Source organism: Rhodococcus sp. EPR-134, assembly GCF_001647205.1.
GTDB classification, from domain to species: domain Bacteria; phylum Actinomycetota; class Actinomycetes; order Mycobacteriales; family Mycobacteriaceae; genus Rhodococcus_F; species Rhodococcus_F qingshengii.
In genome coordinates, this window is sequence record NZ_LVCT01000522.1 from 1 (window position 1) to 22,279 (window position 22,279).

Genomic DNA, 22,279 nt, shown 5'->3' on the forward strand with positions numbered 1-22,279 from the left:
CTCGAACGACCCATCGACATCTCACCCGCTGAGCCCGACGAATCAAGCGAAACGGAGGTCGCCTGAAACACCCTCATCCACAGGTCTTGACAATATCTCACCGAGGAGGTCGCTTCACCAGTAGATACTTGAAGAAGTTGGTCCGGGCGCCGGCGATGCTCTCGGTCAGCGCCGTCGCAGTCACTGACTGCGCCAATGCCGAAGCCAACCGTCCGGACAGATAGGAAAGGAACACTGTGAAGCACGATGTCATCGTCATCGGTGCGGGCTATGCGGGGTTGACCGCAGCACGATCCCTGCACAGCGCCGGAATGCGAGTGATCGTACTCGAGTCACAGAACCGGGTCGGGGGTCGCGCGCTGACCGAACGCACGGAAGAGAACCCGATCGATCTAGGGGGGCAATGGACCGGCCCCGGTCAACTGCGGATTCGTGCACTAGCCGATCACTACGGTCTCACCACTTACCCGTCGCATACCACCGGATCGGAACAAATCCTCGAAAGCACGAGCCACGGCGGAAACGGCATCATCCATCGACTGAATATGCTTCCCCATCTCATGACCTTGCTGCCGGCCGTTGTGCGACTGCACCACCTCGTCAAGAAAACCGACCCGACGCAGCCGTGGCACTCGAAGATTGCGGACCGCTGGGACACCACGACCGTCGAGGAATGGCTCGAAACCGCCGTCACATCACGCCGAGCCCGACGATGGGCCGACGCAACACTTCGAGAAGCCGTATCCACCGATCTCGGTAACATTTCGATGCTGGCACTCGCGAACGAGATCGCCTCCGCAGGCGGCCTGCGGTCGACCATGGGATTCGAGGGTGGCGCTCAACAAGACCTGTTCGTGGACGGCGCCGACCGCCTTCCCACACTGATGGCTGCCGAACTCGACGTGCGACTCGACAGTCAAGCCCAGGCAGTATCTCGATCCGGCGGGTCCTATCGCGTGACAACGAGCACCGGCGTTCACCACATGGCCGATCGGATTGTCGTCGCCACCCCACCCCCACTCACCAGGGAGATCGATTTCGAGCCGGCACTACCTCCAGCCCAACTCGAGGCGCTGAACAATCTCCGGATGGGATCAGTGCTGAAGATCTTCGCGATCTATGACCGCCCGGTCTGGCGGGAGGACGGAAAATCCGGGATGGCATTGCTTCCCGACGGACCGGCAACGACGGTTGCCGACGTCTCGCCTCCCGGAGGGCCCGGACATATCTGCATTCTGGCGTGTGGACGCGATGCGGACCGACTCTCTGCCATGGACCCCGACATCCGACGCAGGACAGTTCTGGACGCTCTCGAACGGCTCTTCGGACAGAAAGCCCGAACTCGCCGGACCTGGTTGGAGAAGAACTGGACCGAGGACCCCTGGGCGCGCGGCGGCTACAGCGCGCTCCCTACGCCTGGAACTCTCGCCTCGATTGCCAGTGCGCACACACAACACACTGACGGAATCTATTGGGCGGGAACGGAAACCGCCCGACAGTGGCAGGGCTTCTTCGAAGGAGCTATCGAGTCCGGAGAGCGTGCGGCAACCGAAGTCATTGACGACCACGTCGCGACTGCGACCCCGGCACTCCGGGAAGAACCTCTCGCATGAGCTGACGCCCACTCCGCCATATACAGAGAACCGCTCTCGACAGGCGACATTGACACATTAAGGGTTGCCCCTTAATCTCTAGGTATGATCCAGACCACGTCTCGACAGGCGATGATCGAGGCCGCCGAACAGATCATCGCCGAACAGGGATTGCACGCACTGACGCTGACTGGCGTCCAGCTCGCGGCGAACCAATCCAACAAATCGGCAGCGAAGTACCACTTCGGCTCTCACGATGGTCTTATCGAGGCACTGGTCGAAGCCCGCATGTCTCCCGTCGACACCCGCCGACAGGAAATGCTCAACGAGATAACACGCTTGGGAGCCCCGCCGACCATCCGACAAGCCGTCGAGGCCCTCGTCCGGCCGCTCGCAGCGGAAACCCTCGGCCGACCCGGCAGCCGATATGGGCGCTTCCTCGTCCAAGCCCTGTTCAATCCGGCTCTCGCCGACCTGATCCGGAAGCACATGAGAGCGGAAAGCTACAACCACGTGCGGGACCTGCTGATCGAACTCTGTCCTGCCCCGAACCCGATCGCGATCTGGCGCACCGACAGCATCGTCATGCACAACATGACGATGCTCGCCGCGCAGGAAGCGGCTGATCGCACCCCCGCAGAGAGCACGGCGATCGTCTCCGATCTCGTCGATACCTGCGTAGCCATGCTCGAGGCACCGATCTCGACGACTACCACCGAATCCTTAGGAGCGACCTCATGACATATGCACTTCCGGCGACTGCCGCACCCACTCCGACCGATCCTCTCGCTTACTTCGGGCCGATCATCGCCCCACGGACCGCAGCGAATATGGAAGTCCTTCCCTACGAACTATTCTCGCTGGAACCACAGACGCCGACCATCGGGGCCGAAATCTCCGGAATACGATTGGGCGGAGACCTGTCGGACGAGGTAATGGCCGAACTGCGCCGCGCACTGATCGAATGGAAGGTCCTCTTCTTCCGGGACCAGAACATCGAACGCGCGGACCACCGTGCCTTTGCCGAAGCCTGGGGCGCCCTCGAACAGCACCCGTTCTACCGCTACACCCAACCAGGGCAAAGCGATGTCGACGTCGCCACCCTCGCCAAGGACGCAGCCGCCGTCGGCGCCGAAAACATCTGGCACAACGACGTCACGTGGCACGAATTCCCCTCGTTCGCAGCAGTTTTGCGTGCCGTCGAGATCCCCGCCGTCGGCGGCGACACACTCTGGGCCGACACCGGCGCGGAATACGACCTACTTCCCGACGACATCAAAGCCCGGATCGATCACCTCGAAGCCGAGCACGACTGGATCACCTCGTTCGGGTCCGGGATGCCACAGGACGCGATCGACACGCTCCGACCGAACTTCCCACCGGTACACCACCCCGTCGTGCGAGTGATCCCGGAGACCGGCCGGCGCGTTCTTTTCGTCAATGTCGCTTTTACGCAACGGATTCTGGGCGTATCGAAGGAAGAATCGAACGAGTTGCTGCGCCTGCTGTACCGCCACCTGATGCGCCCCGAACTGCAGGTTCGTTTGCGTTGGAAGCCGAACACCATCGCTTTCTGGGACAACCGGACATGCCAGCACTACGCGTCGAGCGACTACTACCCGGCACGCCGTGTGATGGAGCGGATTTCGATCGTCGGCGACAAGCCTGTCGGCCTCTCCCGATAATCTGCAACAACAAGGAACGGCGACTTCACACAATATCGCGGCGAACCGAGGGCGAATCGTCGCCGCCCTCGGTTTCGTCATCGCACTCTCGAATTGCCCTCGGGCTTCGCAGGGTCATCTGTGATGTGCTTATGGACAAGACCTTTCATAAGCGATTTGACCGGCTCGACTACTTGGGAATCCCCACCCCAGGATTGATCTAGAAGAACTAATTCTGTTGCGCCAGTATATTACTGATGAAATCAGCAACAGTTCAAGAACCCGTCGGAAGCCACGGCTTCCGCGTCGAACATTTCACAACGGGTCCAAACGCCCCATCTCCGGACGCCTGATCGTCCGGCCATCTACAGGAGTGTCATCGTGACCGAAGTACCCACCTTGCCTGTCCACACCGATCTGCGGTCCGTACTCGAGACGCGCAGCAGCTGCCGAGGGTTCCGACCGGACCCCGTTCCGCGTGAGACGATCGAGCAGATCCTCGAGATGGCGCAGCGCACTCCCTCCTGGTGCAACACGCAGCCCTGGCAAGTTTCGATCACCGAAGGGGAAAGCACCGAGCGCTTCCGGAAGGGACTCGCCGAGTACGTTCGAACGTCCCCGCAGGAGCCCGACTTCCCTTTCCCAGCAGAGTACCGGGGTGTGTACGGCGCGCGCCGCAAGGAATGCGCAATGCAGTTGTATTCGAGCGTGGGCATCGCGGCGGGTGATCGCCAAGCCTCGTCCGAGCAGACCATGAAGAACTTCGATCTGTTCGACGCACCCCACGTCGCGATCATCACCACCGACGAGGCACTCGGAGTTTACGGCGCGATCGACTGCGGCTTGTACATCAACACATTTCTGCTCGCCGCGCACAGCCTCGGTGTCGCCGCTGTTCCGCAGGCCGCTCTCGCCGGGAGCGCGCCTTACCTTCGCACTTTCTTCGACCTTCCCTCCGACCGCAAGGTGGTGTGCTCGATCTCGTTCGGCTATGCCGACGAATCCCACCCCGCCAACGGCTTCCGCACCGATCGGGCGGACATCGGAACAGTCGTGGACTGGGTGTCCTGAGCTGACGGCCCGCCGCTGCCCACGTCTTCGTTCCACTCGAGAAGGATCCCTCACATGTCGTTGAACCTTGCAGACCTCTTCGAAGCCGTTGTCGACAAACTTCCCGACCGCACTGCACTGGTCTGCGGCGATGAGCGTCGCACGTTCTCCCAGCTCGACCAACGGGCCAACCGACTCGCGCACTACCTCGCCAAGCAAGGTGTCCAGGTGGGTGAGCATGTCGGCATCCACATGCGCAACAGCACCCAGTTCGTCGAGGCACTGCTGGCCTGCCTCAAGATTCGGGCGGTGCCGGTCAACATCAACTACCGGTACACCGAAGACGAGCTGACATACCTTTACAACAACTCTCGGATCGTCTCGTTGATCGTCGACGGCGAGTTCGTTCCGATCATCGCCGGCACCCTCCCCGCCTGCCCTGGCATCAAGAACGTCCTGGTCTTCGGGTACGTGGATAACCCGACGTCGATACCCTTGCCTATCAATGACTTCGACGACGCGATGCGGACCCACTCGACGGACCGGGACTTCGGCCCACGCAGCGATGACGACAGATTCGTCATCTACACCGGGGGCACAACCGGAATGCCGAAGGGAGTGGTGTGGCGACACGAGGACTTCTTCATGGCCGCACTCGGCGGCGGAAACCACGGCGGTGCCGCCTTCACCAACACCGCCGACCTCGCCGACGCTGTCGCAGCCAACTCCCACCCCATGGCATTTCTGCTCCCGGCACCGCTCATGCACGGCGCTGCGGTGTACTCGGTGTTCAGCGGCTTCTTCAGCGGCGCAAAACAGGTTCTGATGCGCAGCTTCGAACCACTCGAAGCGCTCCGTCTCATTCAGGACGAGCAGCTCTCCTGCATCACGGTGGTCGGTGACGCGATGGCGCGTCCGTTCACCGATGCGATAGCCCGCCACGGCTCCGACTATGACCTCACCTCGCTGACACTCGTCAGCTCCGGCGGCGCACTGTGGTCCGCCAGCTCGAAGAACCAGCTACTCGAGCTGATGCCGAACCTGTTCCTGCGCGACGGTTTCGGAGCATCGGAATCCGGGGTGGACGGCACACTCGAGATCGACGCGGACGGCAACATGCGCGTCGTCGGCAACCCCAACATGTTGGTCGTGGACGAGAAACTGTGTCCGGTCGAACCCGGCTCCGACATGCTCGGATACATTGCCCGCGTCGGACGCGTACCACTCGGGTACTTCAACGATCCGGAGAAGACCGCACAGACCTTCCCCGTGGTCGACGGGGTACGGATGTCGATCCTCGGCGACATGGGCCGGGTCGAACCGGACGGCTCGATCGTGCTGCTCGGCCGCGGCTCGGTGTGCATCAACACCGGCGGCGAGAAGGTGTTCCCCGAAGAGGTCGAAGCTGCCATCAAGAGTCATCACGCCGTGATGGATGCCGTCGTCGCCGGCACACCGAACGCCCGATTCGGCGAACAAGTCTCGGCGGTGGTGCAACTTCGCGACGGCTTCGAGGATATCGACACCGATGAGATCGCCGAACATTGCCGGGCCTCGATCGCCGGGTACAAAATCCCGCGTTCGATCGTCGTCGTTCCCGCCATCGTGCGCTCTCCCGCCGGCAAGGCGGACTACCGCTGGGCACGCGCCACCGTCGCTGAGGTGGTAGGCGCATGAGCGTAATCCAAGAACAGCACGGCAGGATCCTGCTCATCCGCCTCGATCGGGAGAACAAACGCAACGCGATCGACCGCACCATGGCAGAGGGAATCGACGAGGCCCTCAACCGACTCGACGACGATCCGGCCCTGTGGGCTGGAATCATCACAGGGACAACGACGATCTTCAGTGCAGGCACCGACCTGAGCGCGGGCGCCGACCTGAGAACCGAGCGCGGTGGCGAGTACGGGATCATCCGACGGCAGCGGAGCACCCCTCTGATCGCCGCCGTCGAGGGACCGGCCCTCGGCGGAGGATTCGAAATCGCGCTTGCCTGCGATGCGCTCATCGCTTCCCGTACAGCGAGTTTCGGCCTCCCCGAGACCCGTCGCGGACTCGTCGCGACATCGGGCGCCCTCTTTCGGGCCGCGCGGGCATTGCCACCGAACATCGCGCGAGAACTACTTATCTCGGGTCGCACACTGGACTCGGACCGGGCCTACCAACTCGGACTGGTCAACGAGGTGGCCGACGCGGGATGCGCGCTCGATCAAGCCATGGCGCTCGCCGAAGACATCTGCCTCTCGTCCCCGATGTCGGTACGCGAGAGCCTGCGGGCGCTACGCACCCTGACCGTCGACGAGGACGCACTCGGATGGCAGGCCACCGAACGAGCAATCGAGGTCTTCCTCGAATCGGACGACATGAAGGAAGGCATCAGCGCTTTCTTCGAGAAGCGCCCGCCGCGGTGGCTCGGACACTGAGCCACTGGCACACGACGAGAGTCACGACGATGAGAGAACAGACGATGAACGAACTCGTATCGATCAACCCCGCCACGCTCGAAGAGATCGGGCGTATTCCGATCACGACCGAAGAGGAACTCGATCAGGCCGTCCGGAACGCGGACTCAGCCTTCACACAGTGGAAAACCGACCGCACATACCGCCAAGAGTTGCTGCACTCCTGCGCTCTCGAGCTGACACGCAAGAGCGCCGAGATCGTGCCCCTGCTGGTGAAGGAACAGGGCAAGACGGCCACCGAGGCCGGCGGCGAGATGTGGATCAGCGCGAAAAACTTCACGCACGCAGCTCAGATCGAGTGGGCTGACCAGGAATTCGGACCCGACGTCGCGGGACGAACCGCCCGGATACAGCGGGTGCCGCTCGGGGCTGTCGCCGCTATCGTGCCGTGGAATTTCCCGGTCTTTCTGATGGTCGCGAAGATCGCACCAGCGCTCGCCGCCGGCAACACTGTCGTCGTGAAGCCGGCCGAGTCCGTCTCCCTTGTGGTGGACAAGGTCGTCGAGGTCCTTGCCGCGATTCTGCCGGAGGGCGTGATTCAGGTCGTCCACGGCGGGCCGGCCATCGGCAAAGCACTCGTCGAACACCCCCTGATTCGCAAGGTCACCTTCACCGGATCCACCGGAGTCGGCAAGTTGATCATGAAACAAGCAGCCGAGGCCATCACTCCGGTCACTCTCGAACTGGGCGGCAACGATCCGGCGATCGTGCTCGAAGACGCCGATATCGCCTCCACTGCACAATTTCTCGTGAACTCGGCCTTCTTCAATGCCGGACAGATGTGCGTCGCACCCAAGCGTGCTTATGTACCGGAAGGCAAAGTGGACGAATTCTGCCAGGTATTCTCTGAACTCATGGCCAGGCTCACCGTGGGTGACGGCCTCGCACCCGGTACGACGATGGGTCCTCTTCACAACAAGGCGCAACTCGAGTTCGTGCAGGGACTGCTCGACAAGGCAGTGGCCGGTGGTGCCACGATCGTGGCCGGCGGAAAACCCGGCACCGACCTGCCGGGCTATTTCCTCGAACCGACATTGGTCTGCGGCGTCGACGATTCCGCCGAAATCGTGGCGCTGGAGCAGTTCGGGCCGGTCTTCCCCGTAGTCGCATACAGCAGCGTGGACGCCGTGATCGCGACGGTCAATGCCCAGGAATTCGGGCTCGGAGCATCGGTATGGGGTGCTGACGAAGCCGCGGCGACCGCAGTCGCCGAGCGGATAGACGCCGGATCGGTGTGGGTCAACCAGCACAACGCGTTGGAGGTCGAGTTACCGTTCGGCGGTACCAAGTCCAGCGGCTTCGGCAGAGAAGGCGGTCTCGCGGGCATCGAGGACTTCTTACAAACCCGCGTCATCAGCGTCAAGCATATTTCCTGAATCACAAAGCATTTGGGGTCGCTCTCACATCGAGCGGCCCCACTTTTGGAATCCGCTCATCCTCCAGTGGAATTGACATGTCTCTCCTCACCGATCGGGATGCGGAAAGGTCCGATCAGCTGGAGTGGCTCACACGGGTATCCGTGCCTGGCAGACAAGCAGGATATTTGCGAATTGGGTCGACATGAGCAGTGACTCACGATCTTTAGCGGCTCCCAGATAAGGGGAGAATGCGTTAGTCGCTCATTTTGACAGACCCGTGAGCATACGGACTGCCACCTCGGTGACGCGCTCGTCGAGCTGTTCTACCGGAATACCTGTCTCGCGACTCATCTGCTCACGAAAGATGGTGTAGCCGTAGTTCATTGCGGCAGTCATGACATGGGCTGCGACCGGATCAAGATCGGGGTGCAGATCCCCCTCTTTCTGATCGCGCTCGAGATCGGCCTTGCTGCGATCCAGCTGAGGGAACAGCCGTACATCAGGATCTCCGTCGAGCACGAGAAGCGCGGTAAGCTGCAAAGCTTCTTGTGCACGGATCGTCTCTTCCAGCACACGCGCGCGCCTCTGCGTGAACGGGAGCGCGCGGTCGGCCTGGAAAATCGCGGCTTCTCCCCAGCTGTGCTGGGCAATTGCAGCACGAAGTAGACCTCTTCTCGAACCGAAATACTGGTAGACCTGGCCGCGATTGACACCGGCCTCGTCCGCCACCTCCCGGAGGTTGATGCCCGCCAGCACACCGTCGCGCTCGAGCAGTCGTGTCACCGCATCGAGCATCCGTTGTTCAGTTGCCTTCCGGTCGCGAGACCTGCGCGAGCCACGGTTGTCCTCAGAATTCTGTAATTCGGTCATCGCCCCTCCTCTGGATCGAAACAACGCTAACAGTTCGCGAGCCTGGTCTTGGCCCCTGATCCGAGTGGTCGAAAATCCTTGTGATGGAACCCCATTGCTGCTAGCGTTTTGTTAGTAACATTATGCTAGTTCACAGGCTGGAGGATCCATGCGCGTGTTCTTGCCGCTTCGACGAAGCGGTGCTCGATCCACTCGATTGACGATCGGCATCGCCCTGCTGACGATGACACTCTTGGCCTCGTGCGACTCCAGCGGCGCGGATCTGACGGAAACGCCTACGGGAGCTGTCGACAATGGGATCGTCGGCGAGCAGCAAGCATCCACCGAACCCACCGGCGGCGGCACCGTGACGATGGCCGCCTATTCGAATGTCACCAACCTCGACCCGGCTAAGACCCCGGCACTGGGCTCGACCGGTGGCAATGAAATGGCGGCTATCTACGACGTTCTGATGCGCTACGAGCCCACTTCCGGCACGTTCGTCCCACATTTGGCCAAGTCATTGACTATGTCATCGGATGGGTTGCAGTGGATCCTGCAATTACGCGATGGGGTTACGTTCAGCGACGGAAATGATGTGACTGCAGCCGCGGTGATGTGGAGCATCGACAGATACACCAACGCAAACGGCCCCGGAAGCCAGCTATGGAAGTCGAATGTCGCTTCCGCGGAAACCTCGGGACCTCGCTCAATCACGTTCACGCTGAAACAGCCGTGGACAGAGTTTCCCGCAACACTCGCCAGCGGTTACGGCATGGTCGTCTCCGCGAGCTCGGTCGCGGGTGAACAATTCACTCCCATCGGAGCCGGACCCTTCACAATTGACCAATTCAGGCCAAATGAGGAACTCCGACTCAAGGCAAGACCGGACTACTGGGACGGAAAGCCATATCTGGATGCTCTGCGCTTCGTTGGATTGACAGGCGACACAGAAAAGATAGAAGCACTCAATGTGAACGACGTCCAAGTTGCGTTCATCCGTTCCGCAGAGGCTGTCGAGCGCGCCCGAGCAGAGGGTCACGCCGGATACGTCGAGACCATGCCCCTCGCTAGCGTCGCCATGATCAACAACCGTCCAGGTCGCCCCGGTGCCGATGTTCGCGTGCGTCAAGCCATTGCTCACGCCATCAATTTAGACACATTCAATGAACGCGTTGACAAAGGAGCTGGCCTGCCCGGATCCTCGATCTTCCCCGAGTGGTCCCCGCTGCACGGTGAAGTCAGCGGACTGGAGTACAACCCCGAGGCTGCGAAACGACTCCTCGACGAGGCAAAGAGCGACGGATACGACGGACACTTATCATTTCTGGGCATCGCCGCAGCGAAATCGCAGACCACTGCACTCGCAGTGCAGTCGATGCTCCAAGCTGTGGGCTTCACAGTGACACTGGAGCTGGAGAACAGCGCCGGCGATGTAACCAAAAGACTCAACGTCGCGCACGACTACGACATCAGCTATTCCGGTATCAGCTTGCCCGCTGCCGCGCCCGTCAACAAACTGACATCAGCACTGAACAGTACGTCCAACAATAACTACCTGGGGTATTCGAACCCACGCATGGACGCCTTGCTCTCTCAACTTCAGACAACCGATGCAGACTCGGATGCACGTCGAGAATTGCTCGAAGAACTTCAGGGCCTGGTGAACGAGACCGTCCCGTTCGTCACACTCGGCGCGGCGCCGACTTTCACTCTGTGGGCGGCCGGCGTTCACGGTATCGAACCAAGCATGGACTCCATCGTGCTTTTTGGAAAGGCTTGGCTCAGTGCCTGATTCAGAGCTACACACCACGGGACGTCCCGAAGTCCTGGACGCGATTCTGCAGGACCGACGAAGCTGCCGTGCCTTTCGCCCGGAGCCAGTTCCCGCCCATATCGTCGAGCGAATTCTCGAGATGGCGCAGAAGTCGCCATCCTGGTGCAACACCCAACCTTGGCACGCCACCATCACAAGCAAAAACGCTACCGAGCGTTTTCGGCGTGGCTTAGTCCAACACGTGCGTAGTGGACCACATCAACCGGACTTTCCGTTCCCACATGCATACGAAGGTGAGTATCGCGCCCGGCGACGACACTGTGCGGCCCAGCTCTACGGCGCTCTGGGCATCGAGCCAGGTGACCGTGTCGCGTCAGTAGGACAAGCGATGAAGAACTTCGAATTTTTCGGAGCCCCTCACGTCGCAGTGATAACCACTGAGGACGCACTCGGTGTGTACGGCGCGGTGGACTGCGGACTCTATGTCGGGACATTCCTGCTCGCAGCGGAGAGCCTCGGTGTCGCCTGCATCCCTCAGGCAGCGTTGGCCGGCTACGCAGAGTTCATCCGCGAATTCTTGGGACTGGACAACAACCGCAAGATCGTCTGCGCAATCTCGTTCGGCTACGCCGACGAAGACCATCCTGCCAATGGCTTTCAGACGACTCGAGAGCCGGTTGCGAATGCAGCTTCGTGGGCGCATTAACTCGGCCCCACCCGCCGAGACGAGAGCCCATCCGAGACACCTGGCGACAAAATCCCACTCATGGCACGACATCGAAGGACGCTGAAGAACATGGCTGAACTACCCCTTGAAGGCATCCGAGTCCTGGACATCTCCTCGGTTATCGCGGCGCCCGTCGCCACTACATTCCTCGCCGACTTCGGCGCCGAGGTCGTCAAGGTCGAGGAGCCGACCGCCGGCGATTTCCTGCGTGGCAATCTTGGAACCCCGGGAAACCGCTCACTGCAGTGGGCGCAGGAGGGGCGAAACAAAAAATCCGTCACCCTCGACCTGAGACAGGCCCGAGGACAGCAAATTTTGCGTGAACTCATCCCCCAGTTCGACGTGGTCGTCAGCAATCACCGCCTGCCCACGCTCGAAAAATGGGGACTGTCCCCCGAGTCGATGCAAGCACTCAATCCGCACGGCGTCTTCGTCTTCGTCACCGGCTACGGTCTGACCGGACCTTATCGAGATCGGGGTGCATTCGACCGGATCGCAAGCGCATTCTCCGGGCTCACCTATGTGAGCGGTGAACCCGACCGCCCGCCGGTGCGAACAGGATTCGCGATGATCGACTATATGGCCGCCTACCTGACAGCTTTCGCCACAGTGACTGCCCTGTACCCCCGAGACGCCAACGGTGGACGGGGGCAAATCATCGACTCCTCACTCTACGAGGCAGGGTTCCGGGCCAGTGAGGATGCGCTGCTGTCCTACTCCTCGAATGGCATGATCCGGGAGCGAAGCGGTAACCGTAATCCGGCATTGGTTCCGGCGAGCGACTTCGATACCGCAGACGGCCGCCGGATTGCTGTGCACGCGGGAACCGATCCGCTGTTCCGCCGCCTCGCACAGGTCTTGGGTCGACCCGATCTTGCCGACGACCCGCGCTTCGCTACGCGCGCCGCACGCGCGGAGAACCCCGAATACCTCTACAAGATCATCGGCGAGTGGGCAGCAGAGAAGAATGCCGATGAAGCAACCGAGATCCTCAGTGCGGTAGGCATTCCTGCATCTCCCCTCATGAACGTCGCCGACATCGCCAACAACCCCCACTACCGCGAGCGGGGCACCATTGTCGATGTCGAGGATCCAGATTTCGGCGAAATTTCGATGGTTGCACCGCTACCGCACTTCAGCGAGACGCCGGGTCGCATCGAAACGCTCGGATGCGCATTGGGCGCCCACACGGACGAAATTTACCGAACCCTGCTCGGATTCGATGACGAGGACCTCGCCGAGCTACGGTCCGCAAAAGTGATCTGATGCCGATCGACGTCGCAGCCGCACTTTCGGCGAAACCTACCGTTCAGCGCCTGCAATGGACCGAACAGGACGTTTTGCTGTACCACCTGAGCATAGGCGCAGGATCTGATCCAACCGACCTCACCGAACAACGCTGGGTTTACGAGCGAAATCTGCAAGTACTTCCCACCTTCGCAATGGTTGCAGGAAAAGGGATCTCGGCGCCGAGCACTCCGCATACGACGGCACTGCCAGGAATCGACGTTGCGCCCGCGAAACTCCTGCATGCAGGCCAGAAATTGGTTATTCACCGTCCAGTCGCTCCCAGAGACTCCGCCATGATTACAACGCGCATGACAAACGTGTCGGATCGAGGAAGCGCCGCCGTCATCGAAGTGGAATCCCTGGCAATGACAGCGAGCGGAGAGCCCTACTGGACCAGTAAAACAAGCATATGGGCCAAAGACGAAGGCGGGCATGGCAAGAAGACCCCGTCGACCGAAACGCCAACAGTATTGCCCGACCGCGCACCAGATATGGTCATCCATCGAACAACCCGTCCGGATCAAGCCCTGCTGTACCGACTGAACGGCGGGCGAAATCCCCTTCATGTGGATCCAGTATTCGCTCGGCAGGCAGGCTTCGAGCGGCCCACCCTGCACGGATTAGCGACATACGGGATTGTCGGCAAGGCACTGGTGGATGAGATGCTGGGTGGGAATACCGCACGGGTAGGCAGTTTCGATGCTCGTTTCTCGAGCTATGTGTTGCCCGGTCACAGCCTACGAATCTCGGTCTGGAACGAGGGCTCTACGCTTTGGTTCTTCGCCACCTGTCCGGAGCGCGGCGATGTACCTGTACTGACACACGGCCGTATGATGCTCAGCTAGCGACACGCGTCCGGCTCCGCATTTCCAACAGAACTGTAAGGTTAAATGTGCTGTTTTTGGGAATCACTGATCCAACCGGTGTTTCTTCGCCAATGGTCACAAGGCCGGGAATCAAATGCTGCAACAAAATCCACTTCAGCGATCTGCCGGAATCCAGTGAGCAGGCAAATGAAACAACGGCTCGGTTTCCTTGTGGTTCCCAGCGAATACGCTTACACGGTCGATACTGACGTGGGTGGCCGTTCTTTTCCGGTGATGCACTCGGTGCAGTCGAGGACTCCGACGAGAATCAGTCAGGTTGCGCGTGAGGTGATTCCGGCGTGGGTGCAATCTCTGTGGTGGGCACTGCGGTAGACTTGAGAGTTAATCCGCGGGTGATGTCTTCGGCGTTTGTCATAGGTCAATTGCAATCCAATTAACCTGTTTCTACCGTTTTTAACTGGTTAATACGAACCTATTAACATGATCCGGATCACTGGGCTTTAGGTGTTCCCTCCCCTGCTCGGACCGACTTCCGATAGTGGTTCTCGTCCGGTTCGTCGCCTCGTCCGTGGTGTTCGATGAGCAATTGTGCTCCGTCGGCGCGGCCTGTGAGCGTGAGGAGTGTGGTGAGGGCGTCGGCTTCGCTGCACGCGAGGCACTGTCCGAGAGCCCTGTGGGTATCGGTATGGCTGAAAACTTCTGAGAATCATCCGAGGGAGTCGACGAGTGCCGTGGTGTCCGACCAGATGGCTGTCCCATCGGATACCGGTTGGCGAGTTCGTGCGCTCTGCGGTCGATCTTCGACGGAACGGCCCCGCATCTGAACCAGTGGCCGTACGGCGAGGGAATCGGCTGAGCGTTCAACGTCTACATCATCGTGCTCTGTCTCAACACCGGAAAACCCATCGTCAGAAGCTGTCAGCAAACTGCATCGTGCACCTTATTTCCCCGTCGTTGGCTACGGGTTCACCGCAATTACCGTGTGGGGATGAACGGTGATGTTGATCCATCCGGGCTGACGTGCGGAAATCAAGCGGGACGAGTCTCCCGACTGGGTGATGTATCGATAGTTCATCGCCTGTTCGAAGAGGGAGTTGGCGAATCTGGCTTTCCTTTTGATGCGCGTGACGATGGTCTCGGGATCTGTACCCGCCGTAACTTCTTCGGTGGCCTGTCGGAATATCTCGGTGAGGGTTGGTAGATGCCTGATCTCGGAGAAGGTCAAGTAGATGGGAAGCCCAGGTAGGGGCTCTGTGAGGTGTACTCGCGTGTCGGTCAAGCGCAGATCCTCCAATGATGTCCTGGCAGTCAGTCTTTCAAGTAGAGACGGCTGGCTTCGTCAAGGACGCGCCTGTAGGCGGCGTCGGTTGCCTTGAGCGCGGTGTCAACGAGGTCGAGCTCGCGGAGTACGGCTTCGTAAGTCTCGGGCCCTGTGGTGGCATCGCCGAGGGTGTCCGCTTCGAGTGTTTCAGGGTCGTACAGCTTGTAATCGGCGGCGCTGGCGGCGACTCGGTGGAGCAGACCGTTGATTACTCCCAGCTGGCCGTGCAGTTGCAGATAGAGGTCGCTGGGTGCAATGCGGTCAGGCATGAAGTCTCCCTAGTGTTTCGCTGTTTCCTGTAGTCAGGGGAAGGCGGATATTGGCGTCAGCGTGTGGCGGACAGGTGGATGGCGAGCACGTCATCGATGCGAGTTGTGAGGTCGACGTTTTTGTGCAAGATCGCTGATGCGTTGACGGCTCCGATGGTGCCGGCGCACAGGTTCCATGCGAGTCGGTGTGTCGTGAGCGTGTTGGTGAGTTCGCCGGCGGTGATGGCGGTGTCGATGATGTCATTGACGGCGTCGACCCAGTGCGCGAACCCGGCCGCGTTGTCGATGGTGGGTTCGAGGGTGAGTTTCATTCCGGCCCGCACGTTGGTGTCCTCGGCAATCCGACGAGCGAGGGATGCGAAGATCGCTGCCAGCTTCTCCCCTGCCGTGCTGCTCGAACCGGATGTCAGTGCTTCGCTGATGGTTTCGTCGAGGGTGCGGTTCCAGTCTGAGATGAGGTGTTCTGCGATCGCTTCTTTGGATGGGAAGTGGTAGTACATCGCGCCTTTGGCGAATTTTCCGGTAGCGCTGATGGTGTTGATGCTAGTGTGGCCGTAGCCGTCGGTGTCGAAATGCCGGGCTGCGACGGCGATGATCGCTTCCCGTGTTCGCACTGCACGGTCCTGCATTGCCGAGTTCTTACTGCCGGGGACGCGACCGATCCGGCGGCTTGTCGTGGTGGCAGCATTTTCCGGGACGTTCGCCGATTCGACGGGGCTGTTCACAGAGATGCTCCTTCGACCATGCGGACGGCGGCCGGGTCCGTTCCACGCCACATCAGCAGTAGATCATCGACCCGCCTGCTGATGGTCTGGTTCTCGTCGAAACTGGCGGCAACCTGCACAGCGCCGACGAAACCGGCGCAGAGAGTATCGGCAAAGCGCGACAGGGCGGAGTCGAGGGCGCCGGAACGACTCGCGTCGACGACGATCGGTTCGATCGCAGCGGTCCACGCTTCGTAGGTGGCTCGGGCGCCGCTGAGCGACTTGTCGACGGACGGGATGAGGCCGGCGAGGATGATCGCCTCGTTTTGGGTGCGGCGGGCGAGTTCGCGGTAGATCATCAGTACTTGCCGGTCGGCGGGTTGACCGGTTGCGATCGCTTTCCCGACTGTCGCGGTGACTGCGTCGGACCAGCGGCGAAGCATCTCCCTCGCGATGGATTCTTTCTTCGAGAAGTGGAAGTACATCGCTCCCTTGGTGACCGGGGCGAGTGTGACGATGTCGTCGATGGTGGTGCCCGCGTATCCCGTCTTGCTGAACAGGGTTGCGGAGGCCTCGAGGATCGCTTCTCGGGTGATTTTCGCTCGTGGCTGCATCGGTGGGCGGCCTGTTTTTCCGTGGTCGATGCCTTCGGAGAGCTCGTTATGATCGTTCATTGGTCACAGGTGCTTTCCGGGGTCGATGCCTTCGGAGAGCTCGTTATGATCGTTCATTGGTCACAGGTGCTTTCTGTGGTCATCGGCCCCGGCGGTGTTACAGCATTGTCGGGGCCACCTTTGTTGGTGAGACTTGTTCAGACGGTGGTGAGTTCGCGGTCAGCGATGTTCTCGGCGGACCGAAGGTCGGGCAATGGCGGGCTCGTGAATCCTGCTTCGCGGGCTGCGGTATCGAACTTCTCGTACCGGCGCCATGCGGTCGATGTCGCGACAGGCGGTTTCGTTTCCAGAGCGATGGTCTCCCACGTGAGGTTCGGATTTGTGAGCTTGCGGACCGCTGTATCTTTCACGTCTTCGCGAGATTCGACCGGGATTCGACCGGGCGCTCAAGGACATGAGGTCGTCTATGTCGGCATCGGTGTCGGCCTGTGCTTCTTCGGCATCGCGGCGGGCTGGGGACTCCGCAGCGGTGTCTTGGGAGTCGAGGATCTCGTCCAGGTCGTTCATCGTTTCATCCACGAAAAAAGGTTCCGCATAGTCCGCAATAGCGTCGTCAATGCAGGCCTTCGCATCCGCCGTTGTGGCGTCTACGTCTAGATCCGACTCCCGATGGTCCGCAATATTGTGGGCGAACTTCTCGCGGGGCTGAGGGACGCGGATTGGTCCCCGGCCTACGGTGAGGTCAGACGCAGTACTCGTTGCATCCTCACTGTCGGTGGCATTTTCGACGATCGCACGGTAAGTGGCGTAGGCCGTTCCGACTGCCTTCACCAGGATTGTGATTCCGTGGGTGAATGCCAAGACCAGGGCCGGCGGAATGATCGCTATGGCCGCTGCAATGGCCGGCGCCAGTGGAATGAAACCAAGGTCTCCCCCACCATCGATTGACTCCTGTGCGGCGATTGCTGCGTGATAGGCGTGGTAGGCGTTTCCGAGGATGCTGATCGCGACGACGCTGACGGCGAGTGCGATGTAGAAGCCTCGGTCTCGTTTGTTCATGTTGAGCGTGCTGATGATGACGATGGCGATGGTGGCGCCGAGGATGGCGCTGTCGACGATCGCCGGGAAGATCCAGGTCAGGTGTTCGGGGATCAGTGCTTGCCGTGCGAGGTCGCGTTGCACGGCGAAGGAAAGTACGAATGCGCCGGTGGTGATACCGAGCGCAATGACGATCGCGAGTGCCAGTGCGGCGAGCAATGCGCCTAGCTGAATGCGAGCTGCCCGAAGGCTAAAGTCGGTCATGACTGGGTTCTTTCCTAATTGGTGTGTAGAAGCACGGACCGACGGAGCGGTAACGCTCACGCTGCTCTGGTGTTTCTGCGGGTGCACTGCCCGGCGGACTCCAGGGTTTTCCCGGCGCATGCGACGCCTTCTGGAAGAGAGGCAGCGCCGGGCGGTGCACCTTCTGGCGTGGTGAGATGTCGTGGTACGAGCCCGCCGCAGGGGTGATCTCTTCTTCTGTGTTCCCGAGCCGTGAGCTCTTCGGCAGATCGAGTGCCCTGCGGTGCGCTGGTGTCACGAACGGCTGGTGAGATGACGGACCGTCGAGTCCTGCAATTAGGTCGCCGCGTGCACCACACGGGTTCGCAACCTGCACATCGACATTGGGAGGCGCGGTGGGACTGTACTGCGGAATCGATTGGGCCGAAAACCATCACGACTTCGCGATCCTCGACGACCTGGGTGACGTCGTGCGCCGCGGACGCGTCAGCAACGACGCCGTCGGGTTCGCCCGACTGCTCGAGGCGTTCGCCGAAGCCGGCGACACCGCCCAGGATCTGATCCCGGTCGGGATCGAAACCGATCACGGCCTGTGGATCGCCGCGCTCCGTGCGAGTGGCCGGGTCATCTACCCGATCAATCCGCTGGCCGCCTCGCGGTACCGGTCCCGGCATTCGGTGTCCGGATCGAAATCCGATTCCGCCGACGCGGTCATGCTGGCGAACATCGTGCGCACCGACGCCGGCGCACACCGTCCGTTGCCGGCCGACACCGACACTGCGCTGGCCATTCGGGTTCTTGCCCGCGCCCAACAGGACGCCGTCTGGTCTCGGCAACGCTTCCAAAACGAGATCCGCTCGCTCCTCAAGGAGTACTACCCAGCAGCTCTGGTCGCGTTTCAGTCTCTCGAAGACGGATTGACCCGCCCCGATGCCCGCAGCGTGCTCGCTGCCGCTCCGACTCCGACCGCAGCTGCCGCGTTGACCCGGCCCCAACTTCGGGCGGCGCTCAAGAGGGCCGGACGTTCCCGATACATCGACCGCGACGTCGAACGGTTGCGGGGCATCATGCGCGCCCCGGAGCTTCGCCAGCCACCGCAAATCGAAGCGGCGATGGGAATCAGCCTGATGACGTTGCTGCAGCAATTCGATGCCGCCTGCGCAGCTGCCGAGACCCTCGCCGAACACGTCAGCGTGCTCTTCGCCGAGCACCCGGATGCGAAGATCATCACCAGCTTCCCCGGGCTCGGCACACTCGCCGGAGCCCGAGTACTCGCCGAGATCGGTGACGACCGCACCCGATTCGTCACCGCCCGCGGCCTCAAGGCGTACGCCGGCGCCGCCCCGATCACCCGCGCCAGCGGGAAGAAAACCTTCGTCCTGCACCGGCACGTCAAGAACCGGAGACTGGCTGCAGCGGGAACAATCTGGGCATTCAGCGCCCTCCAAGCATCCCCCGGAGCCAGACGGCATTTCGACGCCCGACGCGCCGGCGGGGACTGGAACCATCAAGCTCAACGACATCTGTTCAACCGATTCCTCGGCCAACTCCACCACTGCCTCACCACCCGCGAACTCTTCGACGAACTGCACGCATTCCCACCTCCCCTACCGATCGCGGCTTGACTCCTACACCCCGTGAGATGTCTTCCAGGGGCAACCGGTGGTCGTTCCACGGAAGCACCCTTCGGCCCGCCAGTGGGGGAGCAGAACGGGCTCGATCACAGCCCACAAGTCATCGGGAATCTCATCGGCGCGCAACACATATTCAGCATCGAGTATCAATCTTTCGCGCTCCTGATTAACGACAAACTAGCCGATGGAAGAGTCTGCGAACACCGCTGCAACGAACCCCTGTGCGTTCGCGTGGAGTCGGAGCACCTCAGCCCCCCAGGCCGCGTACCTGCGATACGCGGTCGCCTTGTGGGACCCCCGGGATATTTCCGCAGTGGTGTAGACGCAGGCCGCCAGCCGTTGAAGCGAGACTTCACACCGTTGCCGTCGACCATCACGTGGTCCGTTCCCTCCATCCGCGCGTTGTCGCCGACCGTGATCCGCACTCGCGGCCCGATTCACGGAGAGTCGAGCAGCTCGATTCCGTAGTCGGCGACGACGGCACGCACCTCGGCGAGGTAGCGCTGTGCCTGCGCCGTGAGCGGGACCCCGGAATGGCTGATCCAGCCGATCTCGATGCTCTCGTCCACGTCGAGTGGGATGGCGACGATCTCGGGGTCGAGATCGTCACTGATGATGCCGGTCGAGATCGTGTAACCGTCGAGTCCGATCATGAGATTGAAGATTGTCGCGCGGTCGGAGACCCGGATTTCCCGCTTGCTCGACAGGGTGGAGAGGATCTCTTCGGCGAAATAGAACGAGTTGTTCGCGCCCTGGTCGAAGGTGAGCCGTGGCAGGTCGGCCAGATCATCGAGAGCGACGCGATCTCGGGAGGCCAACGGGTTCTGCCTGGAGATGAAGATGTGTGGCACCGCGGCGAAGAGCGGGCGGAACACCAGACCGGAATCTCGCAGGAGTTTGTCGATGACCTTCCGGTTGAAGTCATTGCGGTACAGGATGCCCACTTCACTGCGGAGCATCCGGATGTCCTCGATGATGTCCCAGGTCCGGGTCTCACGAAGCGAGAACTCGTACTGTGCCGCGTCAACGGAGTCCACCATCCGGATGAACGCCTCGACCACGAATGAGTAGTGCTGAGCCGAGACTCCGAGCAGCCGACGGGACGGTGGCTGACCGAGGTAGCGCTGCTCCAGCAGCGACATCTGCTCGACGACCTGCCTGGCATAGCCGAGAAACTCCGCGCCCTCCTCGGTCAACGTCGCCCCCCGGGCCGATCGAGTGAGGAGGGTGCGTCCCACTCGGGATTCCAGGTCTTTCATCGCGGCAGACATGGTCGGCTGGGCGACGTAGAGAAGGTCTGCGGCGCCGGTGATCGACCCCTCCGCCGCGACCTCGATGAAGTAATGCAGTTGCTGCAGGGTGATGCCTCTGGATTCTCGCGCCATAGCTAAGTGCTATAGAGGACCATAGGCAACATTTGTTACCCGATAACTGAACTGGAACTGCAGGATAGTGGCAGAGACTTTCCGCAAGGCCGAGCCCGGCCGATCAAGACCCGAATTGGACGTTCATGTCGAACGAATTCACGTTCAGCATCACCACCACCCGCTTCAACGAGGACTACTCGCCGTCGGTGCATTCTCGGACTACCACGAACTTCGCCAATCTGGCCCGAGGCGAACACCGTCAGCAGAACCTCCGCCGAACCCTGGCGATGATCAACCACCGGTTCAATGGTCTCGCACGCCGGGACAACCCGGGCCTGGACCGCTACGCCGTCGAGCTCGAGATCGTCTCCGCGGAGCTGCAGTTCAGCTCGGACGGCGCGGATCACCGACTCCCCCTGATCGAGGTACTGGATATTCAGATCGTCGATCGCCTCACCGGCGCACGATTCCCGGGGATCGTCGGGAACAACTTCTCCTCCTACGTCCGCGACTTCGACTTCAGTGTTCGACTGCCGGCAGTCAACGAGGGCGCCTCTGAGTTCACTGTGCCCGGCGACTTCGGTGACCTGCACGGCAAACTGTTCCAACATTTCCTCGACTCCGAGGCCTACAGGGAACGCTTCGCGGTCGATCCCGTGATCTGCATCAGCGTGTCCACAAGCCGGACCTACCACCGGACCCGGGATCACCATCCGACCCTCGGTGTCGAGTACCAGCAGGACGACTACTCGTTGACCGACGAGTACTTCGGGAAGATGGGGCTGCAGGTCAGGTACTTCCTGCCGCCCGACGGTGTCGCCCCGCTCGCGTTCTACTTCCGCGGCGATCTGCTCAACGACTACACCGACCTTCAGCTCATCGGCACGATCAGTGTGATGGAGACCTTCCAGAGGATCTATCGGCCGGAGAGCTACAACGCGAACTCGCCGGCCGCTGAGATCTACCGACCGAACCTGGATCAGCAGGACTACTCGCCTACCCCGATCGTCTACGACCGCATCGAACGCGATCAGCTGGCAACCAAGCAGGGCAAGTACACGGAAGACCACTTTGTGAAGCCCCACCGCGAGTTACTCGAACAGTGGGCCGCCCGCTTCCCCGTTCTCGTCGGATGACCACCGGAGGAAAGTCGACCATGAACCAGATCTTGCCCACGTCCATCGTCGGCAGCCTGCCCAAGCCCTCGTGGCTCGCCCGGCCTGAAACCCTCTGGGCGCCCTGGAAGCTGCAGGGCGATGAGTTGGTCGAAGGCAAGCAAGATGCACTGCTTATCGCCGCTCAGGAACAGAGCGATCGCGGCATCGACATCGTCAGCGACGGAGAGCAGACCCGTCAGCACTTCGTGACGACATTCATCGAGCATCTCGACGGGGTGGGTCTGCTGCACGATCAGGTGACAGGTTGAGTCACGCAGCCTGAGTGGCTGGTGTGGTCATGATGGTCTCGTATTCTATGGGGGTCAATCGGCCGAG

The 22,279-nt window shown here is 61.1% G+C and carries 22 protein-coding genes and 1 pseudogene; 15 read left to right on the plus strand and 8 right to left on the minus strand.

The window, feature by feature from the left end; genetic code table 11:
• Nucleotides 1-97: 97 nt before the first annotated feature.
• A complete protein-coding gene (locus A2J01_RS35990; RefSeq protein WP_156519379.1) occupies nt 98-259 on the minus strand; it encodes a hypothetical protein in 162 nt (53 codons plus the stop codon).
• Here A2J01_RS35990 and A2J01_RS23915 point away from each other — a divergent pair.
• From A2J01_RS23915 to A2J01_RS23945, 7 genes are all read left to right on the plus strand, one after another.
• A complete protein-coding gene (locus tag A2J01_RS23915) occupies nt 237-1,613 on the plus strand; it encodes a flavin monoamine oxidase family protein (RefSeq protein ID WP_064113735.1) in 1,377 nt (458 codons plus the stop codon). The genes A2J01_RS35990 and A2J01_RS23915 overlap by 23 nt on opposite strands.
• An 84-nt stretch (nt 1,614-1,697) precedes the next feature.
• Nucleotides 1,698-2,333, plus strand: coding sequence for a TetR/AcrR family transcriptional regulator (locus tag A2J01_RS23920; RefSeq protein ID WP_231915892.1), 636 nt, complete (start codon nt 1,698-1,700; stop codon nt 2,331-2,333).
• A complete protein-coding gene (locus tag A2J01_RS23925) occupies nt 2,330-3,277 on the plus strand; it encodes a TauD/TfdA dioxygenase family protein (RefSeq protein ID WP_064113736.1) in 948 nt (315 codons plus the stop codon). Before A2J01_RS23920 ends, A2J01_RS23925 begins: the two co-directional genes overlap by 4 nt.
• A 360-nt stretch (nt 3,278-3,637) precedes the next feature.
• The gene (locus A2J01_RS23930) at nt 3,638-4,327 is read left to right on the plus strand and encodes a nitroreductase (protein ID WP_064113737.1); all 690 of its coding nucleotides are present in this window, start codon (nt 3,638-3,640) and stop codon (nt 4,325-4,327) included.
• A 54-nt stretch (nt 4,328-4,381) separates the two neighbouring features.
• On the plus strand, nt 4,382-5,983 hold the full coding sequence (locus A2J01_RS23935) for an acyl-CoA synthetase (protein ID WP_064113738.1): 1,602 nt from the start codon (nt 4,382-4,384) through the stop codon (nt 5,981-5,983).
• The gene (locus tag A2J01_RS23940) at nt 5,980-6,729 is read left to right on the plus strand and encodes an enoyl-CoA hydratase-related protein (RefSeq protein ID WP_064113739.1); all 750 of its coding nucleotides are present in this window, start codon (nt 5,980-5,982) and stop codon (nt 6,727-6,729) included. The genes A2J01_RS23935 and A2J01_RS23940 overlap by 4 nt, the downstream gene beginning before the upstream one ends.
• A gap of 29 nt (nt 6,730-6,758) precedes the next feature.
• The gene (locus A2J01_RS23945) at nt 6,759-8,144 is read left to right on the plus strand and encodes an aldehyde dehydrogenase family protein (RefSeq protein WP_064113755.1); all 1,386 of its coding nucleotides are present in this window, start codon (nt 6,759-6,761) and stop codon (nt 8,142-8,144) included.
• A gap of 243 nt (nt 8,145-8,387) precedes the next feature.
• Here the strand turns inward: A2J01_RS23945 and A2J01_RS23950 are convergent, their stop codons facing one another.
• Entirely contained in the window at nt 8,388-8,921 is a 534-nt protein-coding gene (locus A2J01_RS23950; RefSeq protein WP_179090799.1) for a TetR/AcrR family transcriptional regulator, read from the minus strand.
• A 223-nt stretch (nt 8,922-9,144) separates the two neighbouring features.
• Between A2J01_RS23950 and A2J01_RS23955 the strand changes: the two genes are divergently transcribed.
• The 5 genes from A2J01_RS23955 to A2J01_RS36985 all read left to right on the plus strand — a co-directional run bounded on the left by A2J01_RS23955 (nt 9,145) and on the right by A2J01_RS36985 (nt 14,299).
• Entirely contained in the window at nt 9,145-10,770 is a 1,626-nt protein-coding gene (locus A2J01_RS23955) for an ABC transporter substrate-binding protein (RefSeq protein WP_064113741.1), read from the plus strand.
• Nucleotides 10,763-11,458 carry a nitroreductase gene (locus tag A2J01_RS23960; RefSeq protein WP_064113742.1) on the plus strand — a complete coding sequence of 232 codons (696 nt, stop codon included), beginning with the start codon at nt 10,763-10,765 and terminating at the stop codon, nt 11,456-11,458. Before A2J01_RS23955 ends, A2J01_RS23960 begins: the two co-directional genes overlap by 8 nt.
• 90 nt (nt 11,459-11,548) lie before the next feature.
• A complete protein-coding gene (locus A2J01_RS23965) occupies nt 11,549-12,745 on the plus strand; it encodes a CaiB/BaiF CoA transferase family protein (RefSeq protein ID WP_064113743.1) in 1,197 nt (398 codons plus the stop codon).
• The gene (locus A2J01_RS23970) at nt 12,745-13,614 is read left to right on the plus strand and encodes a MaoC/PaaZ C-terminal domain-containing protein (protein ID WP_064113744.1); all 870 of its coding nucleotides are present in this window, start codon (nt 12,745-12,747) and stop codon (nt 13,612-13,614) included. The genes A2J01_RS23965 and A2J01_RS23970 overlap by 1 nt, the downstream gene beginning before the upstream one ends.
• A gap of 520 nt (nt 13,615-14,134) precedes the next feature.
• Nucleotides 14,135-14,299: a hypothetical protein gene (locus A2J01_RS36985; RefSeq protein ID WP_156519380.1), complete on the plus strand. Its 165-nt coding sequence runs from the start codon at nt 14,135-14,137 to the stop codon at nt 14,297-14,299.
• A 255-nt stretch (nt 14,300-14,554) separates the two neighbouring features.
• Here A2J01_RS36985 and A2J01_RS23980 read toward each other — a convergent pair whose 3' ends face one another.
• The 5 genes from A2J01_RS23980 to A2J01_RS24000 all read right to left on the minus strand — a co-directional run bounded on the left by A2J01_RS23980 (nt 14,555) and on the right by A2J01_RS24000 (nt 17,806).
• A complete protein-coding gene (locus A2J01_RS23980; protein WP_156519381.1) occupies nt 14,555-14,875 on the minus strand; it encodes a hypothetical protein in 321 nt (106 codons plus the stop codon).
• 29 nt (nt 14,876-14,904) lie between these two features.
• Nucleotides 14,905-15,186, minus strand: a complete 282-nt coding sequence (locus A2J01_RS23985; protein WP_064113747.1) for a hypothetical protein — start codon at nt 15,184-15,186, stop codon at nt 14,905-14,907.
• Between the two features lie 56 nt (nt 15,187-15,242).
• Nucleotides 15,243-15,911 (minus strand): TetR/AcrR family transcriptional regulator, encoded by a 669-nt coding sequence (locus tag A2J01_RS23990; protein WP_064113748.1) that lies wholly within the window; start codon nt 15,909-15,911, stop codon nt 15,243-15,245.
• Nucleotides 15,908-16,564 (minus strand): TetR/AcrR family transcriptional regulator, encoded by a 657-nt coding sequence (locus tag A2J01_RS23995; RefSeq protein WP_064113749.1) that lies wholly within the window; start codon nt 16,562-16,564, stop codon nt 15,908-15,910. Before A2J01_RS23995 ends, A2J01_RS23990 begins: the two co-directional genes overlap by 4 nt.
• 159 nt (nt 16,565-16,723) lie before the next feature.
• On the minus strand, nt 16,724-17,806 hold the full coding sequence (locus A2J01_RS24000) for a DUF2637 domain-containing protein (RefSeq protein ID WP_231915893.1): 1,083 nt from the start codon (nt 17,804-17,806) through the stop codon (nt 16,724-16,726).
• Nucleotides 17,807-18,180: 374 nt separating this feature from the next.
• Between A2J01_RS24000 and A2J01_RS24005 the strand changes: the two genes are divergently transcribed.
• Nucleotides 18,181-19,410 (plus strand): IS110 family transposase, encoded by a 1,230-nt coding sequence (locus A2J01_RS24005; RefSeq protein WP_064113750.1) that lies wholly within the window; start codon nt 18,181-18,183, stop codon nt 19,408-19,410.
• A 446-nt stretch (nt 19,411-19,856) separates the two neighbouring features.
• On the opposite strand, the gene A2J01_RS24015 is transcribed toward A2J01_RS24005, so the two are convergent.
• Nucleotides 19,857-20,804, minus strand: coding sequence for a LysR family transcriptional regulator (locus A2J01_RS24015; protein WP_007728221.1), 948 nt, complete (start codon nt 20,802-20,804; stop codon nt 19,857-19,859).
• A 125-nt stretch (nt 20,805-20,929) separates the two neighbouring features.
• On the opposite strand from A2J01_RS24015, the gene A2J01_RS24020 reads away from it, so the two are divergent.
• A complete protein-coding gene (locus A2J01_RS24020; RefSeq protein ID WP_064113752.1) occupies nt 20,930-21,922 on the plus strand; it encodes a putative oxygenase MesX in 993 nt (330 codons plus the stop codon).
• Nucleotides 21,923-21,942: 20 nt separating this feature from the next.
• A pseudogene (locus A2J01_RS24025) lies at nt 21,943-22,182 on the plus strand (methionine synthase); the annotation flags it as partial.
• Nucleotides 22,183-22,279 lie beyond the last annotated feature (97 nt).

Excerpts from the sequence above, each read along its gene's own strand:
- A2J01_RS35990 (WP_156519379.1), bottom strand. The coding sequence starts at position 259 with ATGACGATGACATCGTGCTTCACAGTGTTCCTTTCCTATCTGTCCGGA.
- A2J01_RS23920 (WP_231915892.1), top strand. The coding sequence starts at position 1,698 with ATGATCCAGACCACGTCTCGACAGGCGATGATCGAGGCCGCCGAACAG.
- A2J01_RS23925 (WP_064113736.1), top strand. The coding sequence starts at position 2,330 with ATGACATATGCACTTCCGGCGACTGCCGCACCCACTCCGACCGATCCT.
- A2J01_RS23935 (WP_064113738.1), top strand. The coding sequence starts at position 4,382 with ATGTCGTTGAACCTTGCAGACCTCTTCGAAGCCGTTGTCGACAAACTT.
- A2J01_RS23940 (WP_064113739.1), top strand. The coding sequence starts at position 5,980 with ATGAGCGTAATCCAAGAACAGCACGGCAGGATCCTGCTCATCCGCCTC.
- A2J01_RS23945 (WP_064113755.1), top strand. The coding sequence starts at position 6,759 with ATGAGAGAACAGACGATGAACGAACTCGTATCGATCAACCCCGCCACG.
- A2J01_RS23950 (WP_179090799.1), bottom strand. The coding sequence starts at position 8,921 with ATGCTCGATGCGGTGACACGACTGCTCGAGCGCGACGGTGTGCTGGCG.
- A2J01_RS23955 (WP_064113741.1), top strand. The coding sequence starts at position 9,145 with ATGCGCGTGTTCTTGCCGCTTCGACGAAGCGGTGCTCGATCCACTCGA.
- A2J01_RS23965 (WP_064113743.1), top strand. The coding sequence starts at position 11,549 with ATGGCTGAACTACCCCTTGAAGGCATCCGAGTCCTGGACATCTCCTCG.
- A2J01_RS23970 (WP_064113744.1), top strand. The coding sequence starts at position 12,745 with ATGCCGATCGACGTCGCAGCCGCACTTTCGGCGAAACCTACCGTTCAG.
- A2J01_RS23985 (WP_064113747.1), bottom strand. The coding sequence starts at position 15,186 with ATGCCTGACCGCATTGCACCCAGCGACCTCTATCTGCAACTGCACGGC.
- A2J01_RS23995 (WP_064113749.1), bottom strand. The coding sequence starts at position 16,564 with ATGAACGATCATAACGAGCTCTCCGAAGGCATCGACCACGGAAAAACA.
- A2J01_RS24000 (WP_231915893.1), bottom strand. The coding sequence starts at position 17,806 with ATGACCGACTTTAGCCTTCGGGCAGCTCGCATTCAGCTAGGCGCATTG.
- A2J01_RS24015 (WP_007728221.1), bottom strand. The coding sequence starts at position 20,804 with ATGGCGCGAGAATCCAGAGGCATCACCCTGCAGCAACTGCATTACTTC.
- A2J01_RS24020 (WP_064113752.1), top strand. The coding sequence starts at position 20,930 with ATGTCGAACGAATTCACGTTCAGCATCACCACCACCCGCTTCAACGAG.